Raw genomic sequence first — 17996 nt, 5'->3', positions numbered from 1 at the left:
CGGGCAGGGGGACATCGCCATCTGCCAGGCATGTGCAAGGAGTTCGGGGATGACGCGCTGGTATGACGGCCCCCTGGCCGCATTTGACACTGAAACCACCGGAGTCGACGTCGAGGAGGACCGCATCGTTTCGGCTGCGGTCGTCGTCCAGGACATGACGGGCGGCCGCCCGCGCGTCACACGCTGGCTGATCAATCCCGGGGTGCCCGTGCCGCCGGGAGCCACCGAGGTGCACGGGCTGACGGACGATCACCTTCAGCGCAACGGCCGCTGGCCGGCGCCCGTGATGGAGGAGATAGCCAGGCTGCTTGCCGAGCAGTGCGCCGCGGCCCGCCCGCTCGTGGTGATGAACGCACCCTTCGATCTGACCATCCTCGACCGGGAGTTGAGGCGCCACCGCGCGGCGTCGCTCGCCCACTATCTGGAGAACGTCCCGCTGTGCGTGCTGGATCCGAGGGTCCTGGACAAGCATCTGGACCGCTACCGCAAGGGCCGCCGTACCCTCTCGGACCTGTGCGACCAGTACGAGGTGGTGCTGGACGGCGCCCATGACGCGGCCGCGGACGCGATGGCGGCGCTCGAGGTCACCCGGGCGGTGGGGCGCCGTTTCGCCTCTCGCCTGGAGCGTCTTGCCCCCTCGGAGCTGCATACGCTGCAGGCGGTGTGGCATGCGGCGCAGGCACGCGGGCTGCAGGCGTGGTTCGCGCGCAGTGGTGCGCCGGAGGAGGTGGACCCGCACTGGCCGCTGCGTACGGATCTGCCCGCTGCGGCCTGAGTCCGGGAGGCGCCCCGAGAGGGGCGCCACCCGGTTTGGTCGGCCGATTTGGTCGGCCGGTTTCGTCAGCCGGTGAATCCCGCGGTGATGGAGGTGAATTGCCAGTTGCTCTGGCTGATGCCGGAGCAGTTGCTCACCACTCCGCCGCCGGGGCAGGGACGGTCACGGTTGACCGACCAGTACGCGAGCCGTGCGATGTGGTGGGAGTTGGCCCAGTCCTTGATCTGGGTCCAGGTCGCCGGACTGGTGAGTTCCTGCTGGTCGCTGAGGCCGTTCATGCCCGAGATGCCGATATGGGCGTAGGCGGTGGCGTCCGACCAGCCGAAGGTGCTCTTGAGCTTGGTCTCGAGCCCCTCGGTGGCGTTGACGGTGTTGCCGTACATGTCGGCGCCGCCGCCGAAGTCGAACGGCATGATCGTGAAGACGTCGATGTCGGCCTGGAGTGCGTTCGCACGCTCGATGAGCCGGCTGCCCCACCAGGTCGGGCCGGTGGTGCTGGTGCCGAAGGTGAGAATCGTCTTCAGGCCGGGGTTGTTCTGCTTGACGATCTTCAGCGCGCCGAGGATCCGGTCTTGGACGACCTCGTTCTCGAACTCGTCGCTGTTCTCGATGTCGACGTCGATGGCCTTCAGGCCATAGGCGCTGATCACCTTCTGGTAGGCGCCGGCCAGCGCCTCGGGGGTTGAGCAGTTCGGGCCGAGCTTATTGCCGCTCCAGCCACCGATGGACGGGACGATGTCGCCGCCCGCGCCTCGGATCGCGTTGATGGTGGACTGGTCGGTGCCACCGGTGAGCGGGCGGTTGCCGTCCCAGGCGGGGTTGCAGCCGCCGGAGGAGAGGATGAAGGCCATGGTGAACCACTTGATGCCGGTCGCGCTCATCACCGAGGTGGCGCTGGGCGGGTCGCCCCAGCCCAAGTAGAGGTACGGGGCCGCCTGCTTGAAGCCGGTGCCACCGCCGCCGCCCGCATCGGTCGTCACGCTGACCGCGGTCGAGGCCGGGGAGAGATTGCCTGCCGCGTCGCGGGCACGGACCGTGAAGCTGTACGCGGTGCTGGCCGCCAGGCCACTGACGGTCGCGCTGGTGCCGGTCACCGTGGTGGCTCTCGTCGAGCCCTGGTAGACGTCGTAGCCGGTGACGCCGACATTGTCGGTCGACGCGTTCCAAGCCAGTGAGACGCTGGAGGACGACTTGCCGGTGGAGCGCGGATTCGTGGGGGTGGTGGGCGCCTGGGTGTCGCCGCCGCCTCCGCCGCCGGGACCGTCGAGGCTGATGTCGTCGGCGTAGTAAGTGCCCTGCGCGTACCAGCCGTTGACGTATATCTCGGCGGTGGTCTGTGCTGCGCCGGTGGTGAACGAGACGGACAGTTTGGTGTACGCGGTCGCGGACGGGGTCCAGGTGGACGTCCCGCCGGTCACGCCGAGGTAGACATAGCTGCCGCGCACCCAGCCCGAGAGCGTGTACGCGGTGTTGGGCTGCACCGCGACGGTCTGGGTGCACTTGGCGTTGTCGCTCGCGCTCACGGCACCGGCGAGCGCCTTCGAACCGCTGTGTACGGGGCTGCTCACCACCGAGCCGAGTCCGCCGGTGCAGGACCAGCCGGACAGGGAGCCGGTTTCGAAGCCGGGATTGCTGAGCAGGTTGGCGGCCTGGGCCGTGCCGGGCACGGCGAGCGATGCGGCTGCGGCGAGCAGCGCCGCACCGAGTCCGGCCAGTAGGCGATTTCGGATACGCACATGACCTCCCGGTGAAGGGGTGGGGGCGGGTCGTTCGGACCGGACGCGGCGCCACGATTGGTCTGGACCTGCGAGGCGGATTAGAGCGGAGTGGCGCGCTCACGTCAAGAGCGGACGCGGGACAACGGTCGCCGCCGACCCGGGAGTTGGAGCCCGGAAAACGCAGTGAGGCCGGTCCGTCGACTGACGGACCGGCCTCTCCCGGTGGGCGATACTGGGTTCGAACCAGTGACCTCTTCGGTGTGAACGAAGCGCTCTCCCACTGAGCTAATCGCCCGGGAACGCACTGAACCATACAGGTCCCCGCGGGCTTCCTTCAAACTCCGTCCAGGTAGGCGGCAAGTCCGCGCCGACCGCCGCGCATCATCACCGCGTGGTTGGCACGGAAGGCCGGGCGGCACGGCACCGCCAGCCGCCTCATCAGCGGCTTGCACACCTCCACCTCCTGTTCGTACAGCGCCCGGGTGCCCGTGCCACGCGCCGAAAGCGTCCATCGCGCCCAGCCCTCCAGGTCCCCCTCCATTCCCACTTCGAGCACGCCTGCCCCCGGGTCGCGCCGCTGGGCGCGGGCGGTGACGAGCAGTTCGTACGGGAGGAAGGAGCGGAAGCGGGCGGTCCCGGTCAGCTCGTCGAGCTGGGTCACCTCTCGCACCTGCGGCCACCAGCGCGGGTAGTCCTCGGCCCGCTCGAGCACCGCGAACACGGCGGTGGGCCGGGCGGTCAGGTCCCAGATGCTGCGGAAGCGGTATCGGCACCAGTTCATGGCCCAAGTCTGCGCCCACGAAGGTGTACGGCGGGGGTACTCACACGCGAACTGAGTATGCGCGCCCATGCCTCGGGATGTGGCGGTGGCCACACTCCGCACTATGGAGAACGTTCCGCCACCCGCCGAGGAACTGGCGATCCTCGACCGCGAGCTCGTCCGACTGGACGCCCGCCGGGCCCAGTTGCTGGCTCGCAGAGCCTGGCTGCTCACCGTCGTACAGCCGCGTGTGGCGCCGCCGCCTCCGGCGGCGCGGCCCTTCGCCGCTCCCCCGCCGGATGCCGCGCCGCGCAGTGTGCAGAACCTGCTGCTCACCCTGGGCGGCATTCTGCTGACCATCGCCGCGATTGCGTTCACACTGGTCAGCTGGGGTCACTTGGGTATCGGCGGGCGCTCGGCGGTGCTCGGCGCCGTGACGGTCGCGGCGCTCGCCGCACCGGTCGCGCTGTTGCGGCGCACGCTCGCCTCCACGGCGGAGTCCCTGGCAGGTCTCGGCCTGGTGCTGATGGTGCTGGACGCGTACGCCCTGCACCGGGTCGCGCTGGCGGAGACCGGCGGGCTCGCCTACGCGGCCGTCGCCTCGGCCGTGCTCGCGGCGCTCTGGGCGGCGTACGGACTGTCCCTGGATCGGCTGCGGATTCCGCTGCCGGTGGCCGTGCTGACCGCGCAACTCCCGCTGCCGCTCTGGTCGCTGACCGCCGGCCCGGGCGCGCCGCCGATGGAGTGGGCCCTGCTGGCGACCGCCTCGCTCGATGTCGCGGTCGCGCTGCGGACACCCGCTAGGGGGTGTCCGGTGGATCAGGCTGGATCAGGGAGCGGCGTCATGCGGCTTCGGATCCAAGACGGAGGAGGGAGGCATGGCGGAGCCATGCCGACCGACGACAACGCAGGAGACGGAGTCGCAGGGCGTCGCGAGCCCAGCATGATCCACCGGACACCCCCTAAGCCGGGACTCCGGCCCTTCGCAGCCACCGGCGCCGCGGTGACGGGTGGCTGGGCGCTGCTCATCGGCTGCGCCCAGTCGGTGACCGCGGACACGCCGCTCGACGCGCTCGCCCCGGCCGGGCTGCTCCTCGCGGCGGCGGGCGTAGCGCTCTTCGCGGCCTGGCGCTCGCCGTCGGCCGCGATGCCCTGCTCCGCCGTGGCCGGTCTCGCGACGATCGCGGCGCTCGGCGCAGTGGCCCGCGCGGGCGTCCCCGAGGGATGGTCGGTGCTGGGGTATCTGCTGTGCGCGGTCGGCCTGTTGGTTCTCGTACGGACGGGCTCGCCGCGGCAACTGCGTCAGGGTCTGACGGCCGCGGCGGGCGCGGTCCACGCGCTCGCGGCTCTCCTGATGCTCCCCCTGGTGGCGCTCACCCTGGCGGGCCCACTGTCGACGACGGACACCATCTGGTCGTCGGTCACCGGGCCGACCGCCCGCGGCGCACTGGGCGTACCGCTCCCGGAGCCGGGCCTCACGGCGTCCCCGATTGTCCTGCTGATCGTGGCGGCGACTCTTGCGACGGCGTCGCGCTGGTGGCCGTCGCCGACGGCGACGCGGACGGCCGCTCACGGCGACGCCCCGGACGAGACCACACAGCACGACCGCGCGGGCGCGCCGGAAGCACCGACCCCGGCGGGGCACCCCGCCCCTGCGCCCGGCACGCCGGGTACACCGCCCTCGGCCGGACCGGCCGAACCCCCCGCGGGCCCGCCGCCCACCGGCGCCCCCTGGCCCGCCTGGGGCCCGCCCACCGGCGCTCCCGCAGCCTCAGCAACCCGGCCCGACCGGCGTGCCGCGGCCGGCACCGGGGCCCTCGCCCTCGCGTGGGCAGGGCTGTTCGTCGTGCCGCCCGCGCTCGATCTCGGCTACATCGCGACCCTGACGCTGCACGTGCTCCTCACCGCCGCCGCCCTGGCGCTCGCCGTACGTCCCGCGTCGACCGCCCGGCTCGCCCCGGCCGCCGTCCCCCTTGCCCTCGCCTGCTCTCTCGCGGGCGCCGGGAGCGTCACCGTACTGTCCCTGGCCACGCGCCCCGCGACGTTCACGGTGCTCGGCACCCTGACCGCCGCCCTCGCCGCGGCCGCGTTCGCCGCCCGGGGACCGCGCGCCGTGCAGGCGGTCCTCGCCGGCACCGCCACCGGCTTCGCGACCGCGCTGCTCGGCGCCGTCGCCGCGGCCGCCGAACTCCCGCCCCACCGGGCCGCGTTGCTGATCCTCGCCGTCCCCGCCGCCGTGGCCCTGCTCGCCGCCGGGCCGGGACGCCACCCCGTGGCCCTCCCCATGGAACTCACCGGCGCGGCCGCGGGCCTTGTCGCGGTCGTCCTCGCCGCCGGGGACGGGCCGACCCTCGCCCTGGTGCTGGCGCTCGGCGGCGTGATCGCCGCGGGCACCGCGGTCCGGGCCGAGCGCCGGCCCGCCGCCGGATATCTCGCCGCGGCGCTGTTCGTGCTCGCCACCTGGGTACGGCTGTACGCATCGGACGTCACCACCCCGGAGGCGTACACCCTGCCCGTGACCCTGCCCGCGCTCGCCGTGGGCGCGCTGCGCCGCCGCCGCGACCCGGAGACCTCGTCCTGGACGGCGTACGGACCCGGTCTCGCCGCGACGCTCCTGCCGAGCCTCGTCGCGGCCTGGGGAGACGACCACTGGCTGCGCCCGCTGCTGCTCGGCCTCGCGGCCCTGGCCCTCACACTCACCGGCGCCCGGCTGCGCCTGCAGGCGCTGCTGGTGCTCGGCGGCACGGTGCTCGCCCTCGACGCGCTGCACGAGCTCGCGCCGTACGTCGTCCAGGTCGTGGGCGCACTCCCCCGCTGGCTGCCGCCCGCGCTCGCGGGACTGCTGCTCCTCGCCGTCGGCGCGACCTACGAGCAGCGACTGCGCGACGCCCGCAGGCTGCGGGACACCCTGGGCCGGATGCGCTGACTCGGCACCGGACGCACAAACGCCGAAGGCCCGGAGACTCGACGTCTCCGGGCCTTCGGTCCGGGTGGGCGATACTGGGTTCGAACCAGTGACCTCTTCGGTGTGAACGAAGCGCTCTCCCACTGAGCTAATCGCCCGGGCACTCCGCAAAGATTACCCCATGTCAGAGTGTCCCCCTGACCATTTTCAGGTCACTCCTTGATCTTCCACGGCATCACGATGCCGAACTTCCAGACGTAGATTCCGACCAGCACGGCGATGATCACGAGGCCGATCGTGGTCAGGATGATGTTGCGCCGGCGGACGCTCGGATCGAGCGCGCGCTGCGCCGCCTCGGTCACCTTCCGCTTCGTCCAGCGCAGCACCAGCTGCGCCCAGACGAACTCCGTCGCCCAGATCGCCATGCCGCCGAAGATCACCAGCCAGCCGGGCCCCGGCAGCGGCAGCATCACGATGCCGGCGCCGACCACCGCGAGGCCGACGACGAAAACGCCGACCTGCCAGCTCAGATGCAGCGGCCTGGACCGCTTGATGAAGTGGGGCGCCCTCGAGCCGAGCACCGGCTCCCTCGCCGCCGTCACGTCCCCCGTGGCGGGAACCTCGGTCGTCTTTGCGACGACCTCGCCCCGCTCGTCACTCTCCGCATTCATGAAGCCAAACGTACCGGATTCGGCCCGGTCACCGGAATGGCCCTATAACACAAAGTGATGCACCGCTATACGAGCGACATGAAGGATCACAAAACGGTCAGAGGGGTTTACAACGGCACCGTAGGTGGCATGTCGATTTCGCCGACGTGCGAATCCCCGAGCGCACACTGAGCGAAAGGCCCTGGCGCTTATGAACACCACGGTCAGCTGCGAGCTGCACCTGCGCCTCGTTGTATCGAGCGAGTCTTCACTGCCTGTACCCGCGGGCCTGCGGTATGACACGGCCGATCCCTACGCCGTGCACGCCACCTTCCACACCGGAGCCGAAGAGACGGTCGAGTGGGTCTTCGCCCGCGATCTTCTCGCCGAGGGTCTGCACCGGCCCACCGGCACGGGCGACGTCAGAGTCTGGCCGTCACGCAGTCATGGCCAGGGCGTCGTCTGCATCGCGCTGAGCTCCCCGGAGGGCGAAGCCCTGCTCGAGGCCCCGGCGCGGGCCCTGGAGTCGTTCCTGAAGCGGACCGACGCCGCGGTGCCACCGGGCACCGAGCATCGTCACTTCGATCTCGACACGGAGCTCTCGCACATCCTCGCCGAGAGCTGAGCCAGGCCGAGAGCTGCACGGCGCCGTCCGACTCGGGGCGACGGCGCCGCGCGGACAACCACACACGTCAGACACCGGCGCCGTCACCGCGGATTCCACCGCAGTGACGGCGCCGGTGCGCTCTTGGCACCAACCGCTAGAGTCAGCGCAATTCGGCGGGCACCGGCCCGCAGCAGCCAGGGAGCGAATCGTGCTGATCCCCCACGACACCCGCATCGCCCTCGACACCGTCGTCGATCTGGTGAACACCGCCCCGGAGAGCGGGCAGGACGACGCGCTCGCGGACGTCGCCTCGCTGTACGACTTCGTACGAAGCCACAGTGTCAGCGGCGTGGGCGAGCTGGGCCACCGGGACCTGAAGGCCATGCAGGGCGTGCGGACACAGTTCGCGGAGATCTTCGCGGCGCCCGACAGCCGCACCGCGGCCGAGCTGGTCAACGAACTGGTGGCGGCCGCGGGAACCACCCCGCAGCTCACCGACCACGACGGCTACGACTGGCATGTGCACTACTTCGCTCCGGGTGCATCTGTCGCCGACCATCTCGCGGCGGACTGCGGGATGGCACTGGCCTTCATCGTCGTCGCGGGCGAGCAGGAGCGCCTGCGGCGCTGCGAGGCCCCGGACTGCGGGCGCGCCTTTGTCGACCTCTCCCGCAACCGCTCACGCCGCTACTGCGACAGCCGCACCTGCGGCAACCGCCTGCATGTCGCCGCGTACCGCGCCCGCCGCAAGGAAGCGGCCGGCTGAGGGGCCCCGATCCCCTCACAGCAGGAACAGATCGTGTACCGCGGCCATGAGCAGCAGAAAGCCGATCACCGCGAGAAAGATCATCAGGGGCGGCTGGGAGAGTGCGAAGAGGCAGCCACGCGGCTCTTCGGTCGGTGCGGGGGCCTCGCCCCGTGAGGTATCGAGCATCTCGGGGTGATGATGGCGCAGAGCAGCCTGCCGTGATCAATCAACACGCCCCTCGACTGCGGGAGTTCATCAGATCCCGTGTTTGTGGCCATGGTGTGATACGTCAGATGCCGTGCTTCTTGAGGATCGCCTCGATGTCGCTGAAATCCTCGCCGGAACCGGCAGCCTTCGGCTTCGCCTTGGGCTGGGTCGCGGGACGGCTGCCCGGCCCGAGCGAGGGCGCCGACGCGGCCGGGGCGACCACCCCCTGCTCCGCCGCCCTGGCGGCGGCCTTGCGTTCCTTACGGGTCCCACCGCCCCGCCGCTCGATGGCCCGGGTGGTCATGAAGAGCAGCCAGGCGCCGCCGAGCAGGGCGAAGCCGAACCAGGCGGACGGGCTGAAGGCCGTGTCCACGGCCCATTCGACCGCGCCGGTCAGCACCAGGCCGATGGGGACCAGCGAGTAGGCGGCTATCCGTGCCGCGGCGAGGAAACGCTTGCGGTACGCCGTGACGGCGGCGATGCCCAGGCCCGCCGCGGACACCGCGGAACAAATGGTCTCGGCAAGCATCCGGTCCTCCAGGCTCAGACGGGCATGAGGGGGTACGTCCCTTCCATCGTGCACCGTCCGGCCGCGTTGCGGCCACGGTCCCGTACGACCTCAGGGAGATCTCCGGGGCGGTCTCCTCCCCAGGTCCCGGTCGGTGCGCCTCGCCACGGACTGGGACACTGGACCCATGAGCGACTCCACCACCGCCCGCCCCGTCGTGCTCGACGTCTGGTGCGAGCTCCAGTGCCCCGACTGCCGCAGCGCCCTGAAGGATCTGCGGGCTCTGCGCGAGCGCTACGGCGACCGGCTCGAGCTGCGGCTGCGGCACTTCCCCCTCGACAAGCACAAGCACGCCTTCACGGCGGCCCAGGCCGCGGAGGAGGCTGCCGAGCAGGGCAAGGGCTGGCCGTACATCGAGGCGGTGCTCGGACGCGTCGACGAGCTCACCGCGAAGGGCGAGCCGCTCCTGCTCGACGTCGCGCGTGAACTGGGCCTGGACACAGAGGAGTTCGACACCGCCCTGATCGACGGCCGGCACATCCTGATCGTCGACGCCGACCAGGCCGAGGGCAAGGCGATCGGCGTGACGGGTACGCCGACGTACGTCATCGACGGCGAGCGTCTCGACGGCGGCAAGAGCCAGGAGGGCCTGCGGGAGCGCATCGAGGAGATCGCGGACCGGCTGCTCGGCTAGGGCCTGTCGTTTGGATCAGGCCGGATCAGTGAGCGGGGTCTGGTGCGTGCGATCGCAGGCCGGAGGATGGGGGTCCCCCCGCCGAAGGCAGGGGGAGAGCCGACGCGGAGCGTCGGCGACTGACGACAACGCAGCGAGCGTGCGTGCCAGGGCACGCGAGCCCGGCCTGATCCAAACGACAGGCCCTAGGGTCCTGTCCGGCCGATCTCGCCGGGCTCGCGTGCCCTGGCACGGCACTCCCCCGTAGCCCTTCGGGCACGGGAGGTGCCCCCATCGCCAGACCCCGCTCACTGATCCGGCCTGATCGACCGGACAGGACCTAGAGGAGCGGCTTGAAGCTGTTGATGTGGGTCGTCTCGTAGCCGAGCGACTCGTACAGCCTGAGCGCCGGGGTGTTGTCCGCGAAGACGTGCAGTCCGAGCAGCGGCAGCCCGGCGTCCAGCGCGACGCGTTCGGCGAGCAGCATCAGGGACCGGCCGTGGCCGCGGCCGCGCTGTCCCTCGACGACCTCGACGTCGTACACATACGCCCCCGGCTCACCAGGACGGACCTCGCGCCGGCCGACGAGGACATGGCCCACGAGCGCGCCCTCCCGCTCCAGGACATGGATCCGGATGCCGGGGCTGGCGAGGCCGTCGGGCAGGAGCGCGCTGTGCTGGGCCTCAGACTTGGCGCGCGCCTCGACCACGGGGACTCCCCTGTCGATCCAGTTCTGTGCGTAGGTCTCGACGGCCGTGGCACGCCACTGCGCGAACTCCACCTCGCTCATGGGACGGCTCTCGACATCCCGCGGCAGGGCGGGCCGGCCGTCGGGCAGCTCTTTGAGCATGTTGCGGCCGCGCTCGACGTAGCCGAGTGCGGTCGCGAGCCGCGTGGCTGCGGTCGCCTCCGGCGGAACCGCGACCTGCACCTGGGTGCAGCCCCAGCCGCGCAGCACCTCCTCGGCGGCGAGCGCGGCGACGGTCCCGCGCCCGCGCCGCCGGTCCCGCTCGTCGATGCTCAGCGAGCGGATGGTGCCCGCCGTGGCGCTGAGCGCGGGGAAGGTGGCGATCTCGATCCGGCCGACGGGACGGCTGTTGACACAGACCTCGTAGAGGCGTGACTGCGCGCCGTCCGCCTCGTGTTGAAGCGGCCGGGTCGGCCGCAGGGTGGTGGTCATCAGGGGTGTTCTACCTGCCCTGCGGCCGCTCGTCACGGGGTTTTACGAGGCCTTCGGATCCACGTCGGCGGCCGAACGCTCCTCGAAGATCCGCATGGCCTTGGCGGTGACCGGTCCCGGCGCCTCCGTGAGCGCGCGCCCGTCGACGCGCCGGACCGCCTGTACGTCGCGCAGCGTCGAGGTCAGGAAGATCTCCTCGGCCCGCTCCAGTACGTCCAAGGGCAGGTCGGTCTCCTTGGCCCCGGTCCACTCCACGGTCAGCGCGCGGGTGATGCCCGCCAGGCAGCCGGATGAGACGGGCGGGGTGTGCAGCTCGCCGTCGACGACCACGAAGACGTTCGAACCGGTGCCCTCGCAGAGCTGTCCGACGGTGTTGGCGAACAGCGACTCGGACGCGCCCTGCTCGCTCGCCCTGGCGAGCGCGACGACGTTCTCGCCGTACGACGTCGTCTTGAGCCCGGTCAGGGCGCCGCGCTCGTTGCGGGTCCACGGGACGGTGATCACCGCGGTGGCGTCGGGGCGGCGCCGGCTTTCACCGAGCGCCACGACCAGTGTGGGCCCCGCGGTGCCGCGGTCGGAGCCGAGTGGCGAGGGGCCGCCGGTGTAGGTGATGCGCAGCCGCCCGAGCTCCATGGGGTTGGCTTCCAGTACGGCCGTACAGGCGCGCCGCACCTCGTCCAGGTCTGGGTCGGGCAGGCCGAGGCCGCGGGCCGAGCGGGTCAGCCGGTCGAGGTGCCTGGTGAGGGCGAAGGGCTGTCCGTGCACCGCCTTGACGGTCTCGAAGATGCCGTCGCCCACGGTCAGACCGTGATCGAACACGGACACCCGGGCGTTCTCGGCGTCCGTGAGTCCGCCATTGACCCAGAGCTTCATCCAGCTGTCCTTCCGCTTGCCGCGTACACCCCCGACGCTACCGCGAGCAGCCGGGACGCCTTCAGCTCGGTCTCGTCCCACTCGCGCTCTGGGTCGGAGCCCCAGGTGATCCCGGCGCCCGTGCCGAAGCGCAGCACCGGTCCTCGGGGCCGGTCGCGGTCGATCCAGAACGTGCGTATGCCGACGGCGAGCTCGCCGGTGCCGCGGTCGGCGTCGACCCAGCCGATGCCTCCGCAGTACGGGCCCCGGGGTGCCGTCTCCAGCGCGTCGATGATCTTCAGCGCGCTGGACTTGGGCGCGCCCGTCACCGAACCGGGCGGGAAGGTGGCCGCCAGCAGCTCCGGCCAGCCCGCCTTGGGCCCCAGCTCGCCGCGGACGGTCGAGACGAGGTGCACAAGGCCGGGGTGGGCCTCGACGGCGCACAGGGCGGGGACGGTGACGGTGCCCGTCGCGCAGACCCGCCCCAGGTCGTTGCGGACCAGGTCCACGATCATCACGTTCTCCGCGCGGTCCTTCTCCTGCAGGTCCTCGGCGGTGCGGCCGGTGCCCTTGATCGGCCCGGACTCGACGATCTGCCCGTCGCGCCTGAGATAGAGCTCGGGGGACGCGGTGGCGATCTCGACGCCGTGGGCGGGCAGCCGAATCGTTCCGGCGTACGGAGCGGGGTTGCCGCGCGCCAGCAGGGCGGTCAGCGCGTCGACGTCGGCCGCATCGGGGTCGGGCAGGGGCGCGGAGAGAATTCGGCAGAGGTTCGCCTGGTAGACCTCGCCCGCCGCGATGTGTTCGCGGATGCGGCGTACACCGGCCGTGTACGCCTGCCGGTCCAGCGAGGAGGTCCAGTCGCCGGCGGCCGGTCCACGCCAGCGCCCCGGCACGGGCTCGGGTACCGGCTGCGTACGCACATTGTCGAAGCGGGCGCAGGTCAGACGGCCCTCGAAGTCCGCGGCGACCGCCCAGAAGCCGGCGGAGCCGAGTGCTTCCGGGTCGCTGGTGACATCACGGAGGTCCGTGGCGAGGAGGTGGCCGAAGCGGGCCAGAGGAGCAAGGTCGTGCACGTCTGCGAGTGTATGGCGGGCGCCGACGGGCCGCTGCGGCGCGAACACACCTCAGCACGCTGCGGAAACGCGTTTTTGTGCTGGCCCAGGAATCCGCTAGAGTTCAACACGTCGCCGGGCCGCGCAAGCGGGCCGGAAACGATACGCGGACGTAGCTCAGTTGGTAGAGCGCAACCTTGCCAAGGTTGAGGTCGCCAGTTCGAACCTGGTCGTCCGCTCGCAGGAAAGTGGGGGATCTTCCCGAACCCCTGCACTCCGGGTGGAGTGGCCGAGAGGCGAGGCAACGGCCTGCAAAGCCGTCTACACGGGTTCAAATCCCGTCTCCACCTCCAAGGACGATTAGCTCAGCGGGAGAGCGCTTCCCTGACACGGAAGAGGTCACTGGTTCAATCCCAGTATCGTCCACTGGATCCGCAAGGATTCCCGCGCGATTAGCTCAGCGGGAGAGCGCTTCCCTGACACGGAAGAGGTCACTGGTTCAATCCCAGTATCGCGCACGCAGTACCACGCAGGACCGCAGCACAACTCAAGATCGTCCCGCGCGATTAGCTCAGCGGGAGAGCGCTTCCCTGACACGGAAGAGGTCACTGGTTCAATCCCAGTATCGCGCACCAGCCAGAACCCCCGGCCGTCGAGACGGCCGGGGGTTCTGTCGTCCGTGGGGAGCGGCTCAGGAGGAGAAGAGCATCCGGCCGAAGCTCTTCTGGCGGTAGTGGCCGCCGTGGTGTCCGCCGTGGTGCGGGGCGCCCCAGGCGGGCGCGGCGGGCGCAGGGTAGGCCTGCGGAGCCGGCGGCGCGGGCGGGGCCTGCGTCCACTGCGACTCCAGGCGGGTCAGGGACTCCAGCTCGCCGTAGTCGAGGAATATCCCCCGGCAGCCGCTGCACTGCTCGATCTGAACGCCGTTGCGGTTGTACGTGTGCATCGCCGCATGGCACTTGGGACACTGCATGATCTGCTCAGCTCCTCGCGTTCGGTCGACGTCGCCGGGATGCATGCCCGGTGACAGGTGGTTCAGCCTACGACGGAGGCTCGAACTCCAACTCGGGCGGGAGGGCGGCAATTCGGGCACAGGCGTCGATCAGGGCCCGCTCCACCTCGTCCGGTTCGCGGTGTTCTGCGGCGGATTTCGCGAGGGCGAGGGCAGCGGTCTGGACGGTCAGCGCGCGGGCGGGGACGTCGAGTTGGGGCCAGGGGTCGCCGTCAACGCTGACCGCGGGCCCCTGTGCGGCCGTGTACGCCCCGAGGAAACGCCCCCAGATCTCCGGGGGCAGCAGACCCGCCGCGTACCAGGCGGCGGGCCGGGCCAGGTCCCAGGCGGGGTCGCCGAGACCGAGGTCGTCCACGTCGATGAGCAGCCAGGGGCCGGCGGGGGCGGGATGGCGGACGAGCTGGCCGAGGTGGAGGTCACCGTGGCAGAGCGTGTCGGCGCGGGGCGAGGGCGCTTCGTCGCGGGCCCAGGCGGGCAGGCGCGCCCAGGCCCGCTCCACGGTGGTAGCCGCGGGGTGGTCGCCCGCCGCCGCACGCATCCGCGCCAGGGCCGCGGCGGCCTTGGCGGGTCCGCGCATGGGCGGGAGAGGGCCGGGGAGCCCGGCGGGCTCGACGCGGTGGAGCCGAGCCAGCAGTACGGCGGCTTCCTCCCAGGGGGCGGTGTCGGGATCCGCGGGGTCCACGGGCAGGCCGTAGGGCCAGGCGGTGACGGGCCGGCCGTTGATGTCACCGGCTGGGAGGGGGACGGGGGCCAGGAGGATGCCGGTGAGGCGGGGGTGGGCGGCGACGGCAAGGCGGGCGTGGTGCGCGTCGGGGTCGGTGCCGGGAGCGTGCGCCTTGGCGACGGCTTCCCCGTGCCGTACGACGGCGCCGTCGTCCCGCTCGGCGAGAACGGCCTCGTCGCGCCCGCAGGCGCGGCACGCCTGCCGTGGCGTGACGAGGTGCGCGGCGTCGCGGGCGACGCGGGCGAGCGTGCGGACGACGTCTGCGGTCACGGTCTCCCCCCGGGGTGCGGTTTCCCTGGCGGGAGCCTACGCGGCGGGGGCGGTGGTCTTCCCCCACCCCGCCCCTTCCCGAAACTGGGGCGAGCCCCCAGCCCCCAGGGGGAGGGGAAGTGCGGGGGCTGACGCCCCCACTCCCCAGGGCGCCGGCTTCGCGGCGCAAGGCCCTTGACCCCGAGCGCAAGGTTCGCGGCGCAGTGCCCGTACCCCGTGGACCCCCGGCCTCGCCGCGCGGTGGTGGCACCGGGTAGGTGGACTAGGGCCTGTCGTTTGGATCAGGCCGGATCAGTGAGCGGCCCGCCGCGCAGCGGCTGATGTCACTGCGGTGCGTGCGATCGCAGGCCGGAGGATGGGGGTCCCCCCGCCGAAGGCAGGGGGAGAGCCGACGCGGAGCGTCGGCGACTGACGCAACGCAGCGAGCGCGCGTGCCAGGGCACGCGAACCCGGCAAGATCCAAACGACAGGCCCTAGCTGCGTGGCGCGGTGGACGCGCACGCGGAGCCGACCGGGCGTGCGGCTCAAGGGTGCCTCGCAGTCCGCACAAGGGAGCCAACCCCACCTTCACTACGCGGCTGGGCCCCTTCCGGCGGACGGAGTCCGGCGCAGTGGTCCGAAACCCCGAGGCCGCCAGAGCCGAGCGGTGCGAGGGGTGCACGCAAGAGGGGAAACAGCGCGATGGCCGGTCAGCTCCCCAGCTGACCGGCCAAACGCTGCCGTCCGCCGCACCCCCGTCCCCACGGGGTTGTTGGCCGGATGTCCCCGACCCGGACCGCTCTTCCGGGCCCGGGGCGCCGCTCAGCGCCCCAGCATCACGCCCACGGACGACGCTTGTGTGACCACTGCTTCCCAGCCGCCGAAAGCGACCACGAGCAGGGCTGCGAGAGGGAGCACCATCGCCGTCGCCACCAGCGGATGGCGTCGGCCCGACGGGCGGCCGCCGAACGCGGCGAATGCCCTGCGTCCCTGCGTGCGGATCATCGTCCGCGATGCCGTGTCGGCCATGGTCCCTCTCCTGTCGTATTTGGAAGCGGCGGGTGTCTGACCTCGGGGGACGAGTGCTGCACCCGCCGCTTGACTTCAACATTAGGGATCCGGGGGGTCCCGGGCGTCATGCCCTCGTACCGATTGCCGGGCCTCCCGGAGGATGAGCAGCGCCCCGGTGACGTACTCCCCTGGGTGGAGACGAGGTCCTAGGACTTGGGGTCTTCCCCGAGGGGACGCTCCGAGGAGTCCTCCCGCGGCACCGGCTGCTCGACCAGTGCCAGCACCCTCGTGGCCATGAAGCGCGCCGTCCGCACCACCGTTCCCGTGCGGGTGACTTCGCTCACTTCCACCACCCCTCTGCGCACCGCCGTCTCGACCCTGCGACCCGCCCGGCTTGCCACCACTTCGTACGTACGAGTCGTGTCTCCCGCGTCCACGACTATCTCCACGCGGTCACCCTTCACCGATCCAATCCCCCTTCTGCGACGGACCTTTGAGATCTCGCACGGGTCACGGGGGCCCGATCCGCGGCCCCCTGACCACTCTTCAAGTTTCCCACCCGGCACTGACAATCGATCGGGCCGCGAGGGCGCGGCCTATGAGCACACCGGGGCAGGGGTACGTAAGCTGTGCCACGTCAAACGGACGACCGTGGCAGCGGGGGTGGGGTCTCCCCACCGTAGGTAGGGGACGGACATGGCGATGATGCGGCTCCGGCGCGAGGACCCGCGTGTCGTCGGCTCGTTCAGGCTTCACCGGCGGCTCGGCGCGGGTGGCATGGGGGTTGTGTACCTCGGGTCCGACCGGCGCGGGCAGCGCGTGGCTCTGAAGGTGATCCGGCCGGACCTCGCGGAGGACCAGGAGTTCAGATCGCGCTTCGCGCGCGAGGTCTCGGCCGCGCGGCGGATCCGCGGCGGCTGTACGGCACGGCTGGTGGCCGCCGATCTGGAGGCGGAGCGCCCGTGGTTCGCCACCCAGTACGTCCCCGGTCCCTCCCTGCACGACAAGGTGGCCGAGGACGGCACGCTCCGGGCCGCCGAGGTGGCCGCGATCGGGGCCGCCCTGTCGGAGGGCCTGGTCGCGGTGCACGAGGCCGGGGTCGTCCACCGGGATCTGAAGCCGTCGAACATCCTGCTCTCGCCGAAGGGCCCACGGATCATCGACTTCGGTATCGCCTGGGCGACGGGAGCGAGCACACTCACGCACGTCGGCACGGCGGTCGGCTCCCCCGGTTTCCTCGCGCCCGAGCAGGTGCGCGGCGCCGCGGTCACCCCGGCGACGGACGTCTTCGCGCTGGGCGCCACGCTCGCGTACGCGGCGACCGCCGACTCGCCCTTCGGACACGGCAGTTCGGAAGTCATGCTGTACCGGGTGGTGCATGAGGAGCCGCAGCTGTACGGGGTTCCGGACGCGCTTGCTCCGCTCGTACGGGCCTGCCTGGCGAAGGACCCCGAGGAACGGCCCAGCACGCTGCAGCTGTCGATGCGGCTCAAGGAGATCGCGGCAAGGGAGGCCCAGGGGCTGTCGGAGGCCCGTCCGCCCGCCCAGCGCGAGCGGATCGAGCAGGACCGGCCGACCTCGCGCTATCCGCAGCGTACGGAACGCGTGGAGCGCTCCGAGAGGGTGGAGCGGACAGCGCGCCTCGATCGGCGGACGGCGGGCACGTCCATGCCGCGCCCGGCGCAGCCGCCGCGCACCGGCGGCACGCGCCCTCAGGCGCCGCGCAACACCTCCCGCACGAACGGGCGTCAGGGCACCAAGCCCGGCGTGCGCCCGACTTCGCCCGGGCGGCGGCCCGCCAACCCACGGCTGCTGCGACAGCGCATCATCGTCTTCGTCGTGGTGACGCTGATCGTGGCGCTCGGAATCGCCGCGGCCCAGCAGCTCTAGACGGGCGGCTGTCGCGGCTGTGGCTCAGGCGCCCGGGCGGCCCGTCGCGACCGCGTAGAAGGCGACCGCGGCGGCCGCGCCCACGTTGAGCGAGTCCACTCCGTGCGCCATCGGGATCCGCACCCACTCGTCGGCGGCGACCAGCGCCTGTGTCGAGAGCCCGTCGCCCTCCGCGCCGAGCATCAGCGCGACGCGCTCCAGCCGGTGCGGGGCCGCCTCGTCGATGGCGGAGGCCTTCTCGTCGGGAGTGAGGGCCAGAAGCTTGAAGCCCGCTTCCCGTACGGACTCCAGGCCCCTGGGCCAGGATTCGAGACGTGCGTACGGGACGGAGAAGACCGCGCCCATGGACACCTTCACCGAGCGGCGGTAGAGCGGGTCCGCGCAGTCCGGCGAGAGCAGTACCGCGTCCATGCCGAGGGCGGCGGCGCTGCGGAAGATCGCGCCATCATCTTCGCTTTAAGTCTACAATCGAAAG

General features: G+C 71.6%; 18 protein-coding genes, 7 tRNA genes and 1 pseudogene. 11 read left to right on the top strand and 15 right to left on the bottom strand.

What is annotated here, in order from left to right; genetic code table 11:
• Positions 1 to 49 precede the first annotated feature (49 nt).
• A complete protein-coding gene (locus OG905_RS33310; RefSeq protein WP_328680038.1) occupies positions 50 to 775 on the top strand; it encodes a 3'-5' exonuclease in 726 nt (241 codons plus the stop codon).
• 65 nt (positions 776 to 840) lie between these two features.
• On the opposite strand, the gene OG905_RS33305 is transcribed toward OG905_RS33310, so the two are convergent.
• The 3 genes from OG905_RS33305 to OG905_RS33295 form a co-directional block, all read right to left on the bottom strand.
• On the bottom strand, positions 841 to 2511 hold the full coding sequence (locus tag OG905_RS33305) for a carbohydrate binding domain-containing protein (protein WP_328680036.1): 1671 nt from the start codon (positions 2509 to 2511) through the stop codon (positions 841 to 843).
• 205 nt (positions 2512 to 2716) lie between these two features.
• A tRNA-Val gene (locus OG905_RS33300) sits at positions 2717 to 2788 on the bottom strand.
• Positions 2789 to 2827: 39 nt separating this feature from the next.
• Positions 2828 to 3274: an SRPBCC family protein gene (locus OG905_RS33295; protein WP_328680035.1), complete on the bottom strand. Its 447-nt coding sequence runs from the start codon at positions 3272 to 3274 to the stop codon at positions 2828 to 2830.
• A gap of 103 nt (positions 3275 to 3377) precedes the next feature.
• On the opposite strand from OG905_RS33295, the gene OG905_RS33290 reads away from it, so the two are divergent.
• Positions 3378 to 6179: an SCO7613 C-terminal domain-containing membrane protein gene (locus OG905_RS33290; RefSeq protein ID WP_328680033.1), complete on the top strand. Its 2802-nt coding sequence runs from the start codon at positions 3378 to 3380 to the stop codon at positions 6177 to 6179.
• A 65-nt stretch (positions 6180 to 6244) separates the two neighbouring features.
• Here OG905_RS33290 and OG905_RS33285 read toward each other — a convergent pair.
• Positions 6245 to 6316 (bottom strand) — tRNA-Val (locus OG905_RS33285).
• A gap of 54 nt (positions 6317 to 6370) precedes the next feature.
• Positions 6371 to 6829: a TIGR02611 family protein gene (locus tag OG905_RS33280; RefSeq protein ID WP_328680031.1), complete on the bottom strand. Its 459-nt coding sequence runs from the start codon at positions 6827 to 6829 to the stop codon at positions 6371 to 6373.
• A gap of 190 nt (positions 6830 to 7019) precedes the next feature.
• On the opposite strand from OG905_RS33280, the gene OG905_RS33275 reads away from it, so the two are divergent.
• Positions 7020 to 7433 (top strand): SsgA family sporulation/cell division regulator, encoded by a 414-nt coding sequence (locus OG905_RS33275; protein ID WP_003959770.1) that lies wholly within the window; start codon positions 7020 to 7022, stop codon positions 7431 to 7433.
• Between the two features lie 190 nt (positions 7434 to 7623).
• Positions 7624 to 8181: a CGNR zinc finger domain-containing protein gene (locus tag OG905_RS33270; protein ID WP_328680028.1), complete on the top strand. Its 558-nt coding sequence runs from the start codon at positions 7624 to 7626 to the stop codon at positions 8179 to 8181.
• Positions 8182 to 8196: 15 nt separating this feature from the next.
• On the opposite strand, the gene OG905_RS33265 is transcribed toward OG905_RS33270, so the two are convergent.
• Positions 8197 to 8349, bottom strand: a complete 153-nt coding sequence (locus OG905_RS33265; RefSeq protein WP_186357054.1) for a hypothetical protein — start codon at positions 8347 to 8349, stop codon at positions 8197 to 8199.
• Between the two features lie 103 nt (positions 8350 to 8452).
• Positions 8453 to 8899 (bottom strand): hypothetical protein, encoded by a 447-nt coding sequence (locus tag OG905_RS33260; RefSeq protein ID WP_328680027.1) that lies wholly within the window; start codon positions 8897 to 8899, stop codon positions 8453 to 8455.
• Between the two features lie 166 nt (positions 8900 to 9065).
• On the opposite strand from OG905_RS33260, the gene OG905_RS33255 reads away from it, so the two are divergent.
• Positions 9066 to 9572: a DsbA family protein gene (locus OG905_RS33255; RefSeq protein WP_328680026.1), complete on the top strand. Its 507-nt coding sequence runs from the start codon at positions 9066 to 9068 to the stop codon at positions 9570 to 9572.
• A gap of 319 nt (positions 9573 to 9891) precedes the next feature.
• On the opposite strand, the gene OG905_RS33250 is transcribed toward OG905_RS33255, so the two are convergent.
• From OG905_RS33250 to OG905_RS33240, 3 genes are read right to left on the bottom strand one after another with little or no spacing between them, the layout of a single operon-like run.
• Complete coding sequence (locus OG905_RS33250) at positions 9892 to 10731, bottom strand: GNAT family N-acetyltransferase (protein ID WP_328680025.1); 840 nt, start codon at positions 10729 to 10731, stop codon at positions 9892 to 9894.
• A gap of 42 nt (positions 10732 to 10773) precedes the next feature.
• Positions 10774 to 11604 carry an aminotransferase class IV gene (locus OG905_RS33245; protein WP_328680024.1) on the bottom strand — a complete coding sequence of 277 codons (831 nt, stop codon included), beginning with the start codon at positions 11602 to 11604 and terminating at the stop codon, positions 10774 to 10776.
• On the bottom strand, positions 11601 to 12659 hold the full coding sequence (locus OG905_RS33240) for a chorismate-binding protein (protein WP_328680022.1): 1059 nt from the start codon (positions 12657 to 12659) through the stop codon (positions 11601 to 11603). The genes OG905_RS33245 and OG905_RS33240 overlap by 4 nt, the downstream gene beginning before the upstream one ends.
• 145 nt (positions 12660 to 12804) lie before the next feature.
• Between OG905_RS33240 and OG905_RS33235 the strand changes: the two genes are divergently transcribed.
• The 5 genes from OG905_RS33235 (at position 12805) to OG905_RS33215 (ending at position 13273) form a co-directional block, all read left to right on the top strand.
• Positions 12805 to 12877, top strand: a tRNA-Gly gene (locus tag OG905_RS33235).
• Between the two features lie 40 nt (positions 12878 to 12917).
• A tRNA-Cys gene (locus OG905_RS33230) sits at positions 12918 to 12991 on the top strand.
• Position 12992: 1 nt separating this feature from the next.
• A tRNA-Val gene (locus OG905_RS33225) sits at positions 12993 to 13064 on the top strand.
• A 20-nt stretch (positions 13065 to 13084) separates the two neighbouring features.
• Positions 13085 to 13156, top strand: a tRNA-Val gene (locus OG905_RS33220).
• A gap of 42 nt (positions 13157 to 13198) precedes the next feature.
• Positions 13199 to 13273 (top strand) — tRNA-Val (locus tag OG905_RS33215).
• Positions 13274 to 13329: 56 nt separating this feature from the next.
• On the opposite strand, the gene OG905_RS33210 is transcribed toward OG905_RS33215, so the two are convergent.
• The 4 genes from OG905_RS33210 to OG905_RS33195 all read right to left on the bottom strand — a co-directional run bounded on the left by OG905_RS33210 (position 13330) and on the right by OG905_RS33195 (position 16095).
• A complete protein-coding gene (locus tag OG905_RS33210; RefSeq protein WP_328680020.1) occupies positions 13330 to 13608 on the bottom strand; it encodes a TFIIB-type zinc ribbon-containing protein in 279 nt (92 codons plus the stop codon).
• Between the two features lie 67 nt (positions 13609 to 13675).
• The gene (locus tag OG905_RS33205) at positions 13676 to 14641 is read right to left on the bottom strand and encodes a phosphotransferase family protein (protein ID WP_328680018.1); all 966 of its coding nucleotides are present in this window, start codon (positions 14639 to 14641) and stop codon (positions 13676 to 13678) included.
• Between the two features lie 801 nt (positions 14642 to 15442).
• Complete coding sequence (locus tag OG905_RS33200) at positions 15443 to 15649, bottom strand: hypothetical protein (RefSeq protein ID WP_266478543.1); 207 nt, start codon at positions 15647 to 15649, stop codon at positions 15443 to 15445.
• Positions 15650 to 15837: 188 nt separating this feature from the next.
• Positions 15838 to 16095, bottom strand: a complete 258-nt coding sequence (locus OG905_RS33195; RefSeq protein WP_266478540.1) for a hypothetical protein — start codon at positions 16093 to 16095, stop codon at positions 15838 to 15840.
• A 232-nt stretch (positions 16096 to 16327) separates the two neighbouring features.
• Here OG905_RS33195 and OG905_RS33190 point away from each other — a divergent pair, with 232 nt between their 5' ends.
• On the top strand, positions 16328 to 17521 hold the full coding sequence (locus tag OG905_RS33190) for a serine/threonine-protein kinase (RefSeq protein WP_328680016.1): 1194 nt from the start codon (positions 16328 to 16330) through the stop codon (positions 17519 to 17521).
• A gap of 24 nt (positions 17522 to 17545) precedes the next feature.
• On the opposite strand, the pseudogene OG905_RS33185 reads toward OG905_RS33190, so the two are convergent.
• Positions 17546 to 17965 (bottom strand): annotated as a pseudogene (locus OG905_RS33185) (TrmH family RNA methyltransferase); the annotation flags it as partial.
• Positions 17966 to 17996 lie beyond the last annotated feature (31 nt).

Source organism: Streptomyces sp. NBC_00322 (assembly GCF_036147535.1).
In the GTDB taxonomy this organism is placed as follows: Bacteria; Actinomycetota; Actinomycetes; order Streptomycetales; family Streptomycetaceae; genus Streptomyces.
Note: the sequence above shows the minus strand (reverse complement) of the source record. Positions and strands in the feature narration are given on the sequence as shown.

Coding starts and splice junctions, on each gene's coding strand:
- OG905_RS33310 (WP_328680038.1), top strand. CDS start 50: ATGACGCGCTGGTATGACGGCCCCCTGGCCGCATTTGACACTGAAACC.
- OG905_RS33260 (WP_328680027.1), bottom strand. CDS start 8,899: ATGCTTGCCGAGACCATTTGTTCCGCGGTGTCCGCGGCGGGCCTGGGC.
- OG905_RS33275 (WP_003959770.1), top strand. CDS start 7,020: ATGAACACCACGGTCAGCTGCGAGCTGCACCTGCGCCTCGTTGTATCG.
- OG905_RS33250 (WP_328680025.1), bottom strand. CDS start 10,731: ATGACCACCACCCTGCGGCCGACCCGGCCGCTTCAACACGAGGCGGAC.
- OG905_RS33255 (WP_328680026.1), top strand. CDS start 9,066: ATGAGCGACTCCACCACCGCCCGCCCCGTCGTGCTCGACGTCTGGTGC.
- OG905_RS33200 (WP_266478543.1), bottom strand. CDS start 15,649: ATGGCCGACACGGCATCGCGGACGATGATCCGCACGCAGGGACGCAGG.
- OG905_RS33295 (WP_328680035.1), bottom strand. CDS start 3,274: ATGAACTGGTGCCGATACCGCTTCCGCAGCATCTGGGACCTGACCGCC.
- OG905_RS33265 (WP_186357054.1), bottom strand. CDS start 8,349: ATGCTCGATACCTCACGGGGCGAGGCCCCCGCACCGACCGAAGAGCCG.
- OG905_RS33280 (WP_328680031.1), bottom strand. CDS start 6,829: ATGAATGCGGAGAGTGACGAGCGGGGCGAGGTCGTCGCAAAGACGACC.
- OG905_RS33210 (WP_328680020.1), bottom strand. CDS start 13,608: ATGCAGTGTCCCAAGTGCCATGCGGCGATGCACACGTACAACCGCAAC.
- OG905_RS33190 (WP_328680016.1), top strand. CDS start 16,328: ATGGCGATGATGCGGCTCCGGCGCGAGGACCCGCGTGTCGTCGGCTCG.
- OG905_RS33245 (WP_328680024.1), bottom strand. CDS start 11,604: ATGAAGCTCTGGGTCAATGGCGGACTCACGGACGCCGAGAACGCCCGG.
- OG905_RS33290 (WP_328680033.1), top strand. CDS start 3,378: ATGGAGAACGTTCCGCCACCCGCCGAGGAACTGGCGATCCTCGACCGC.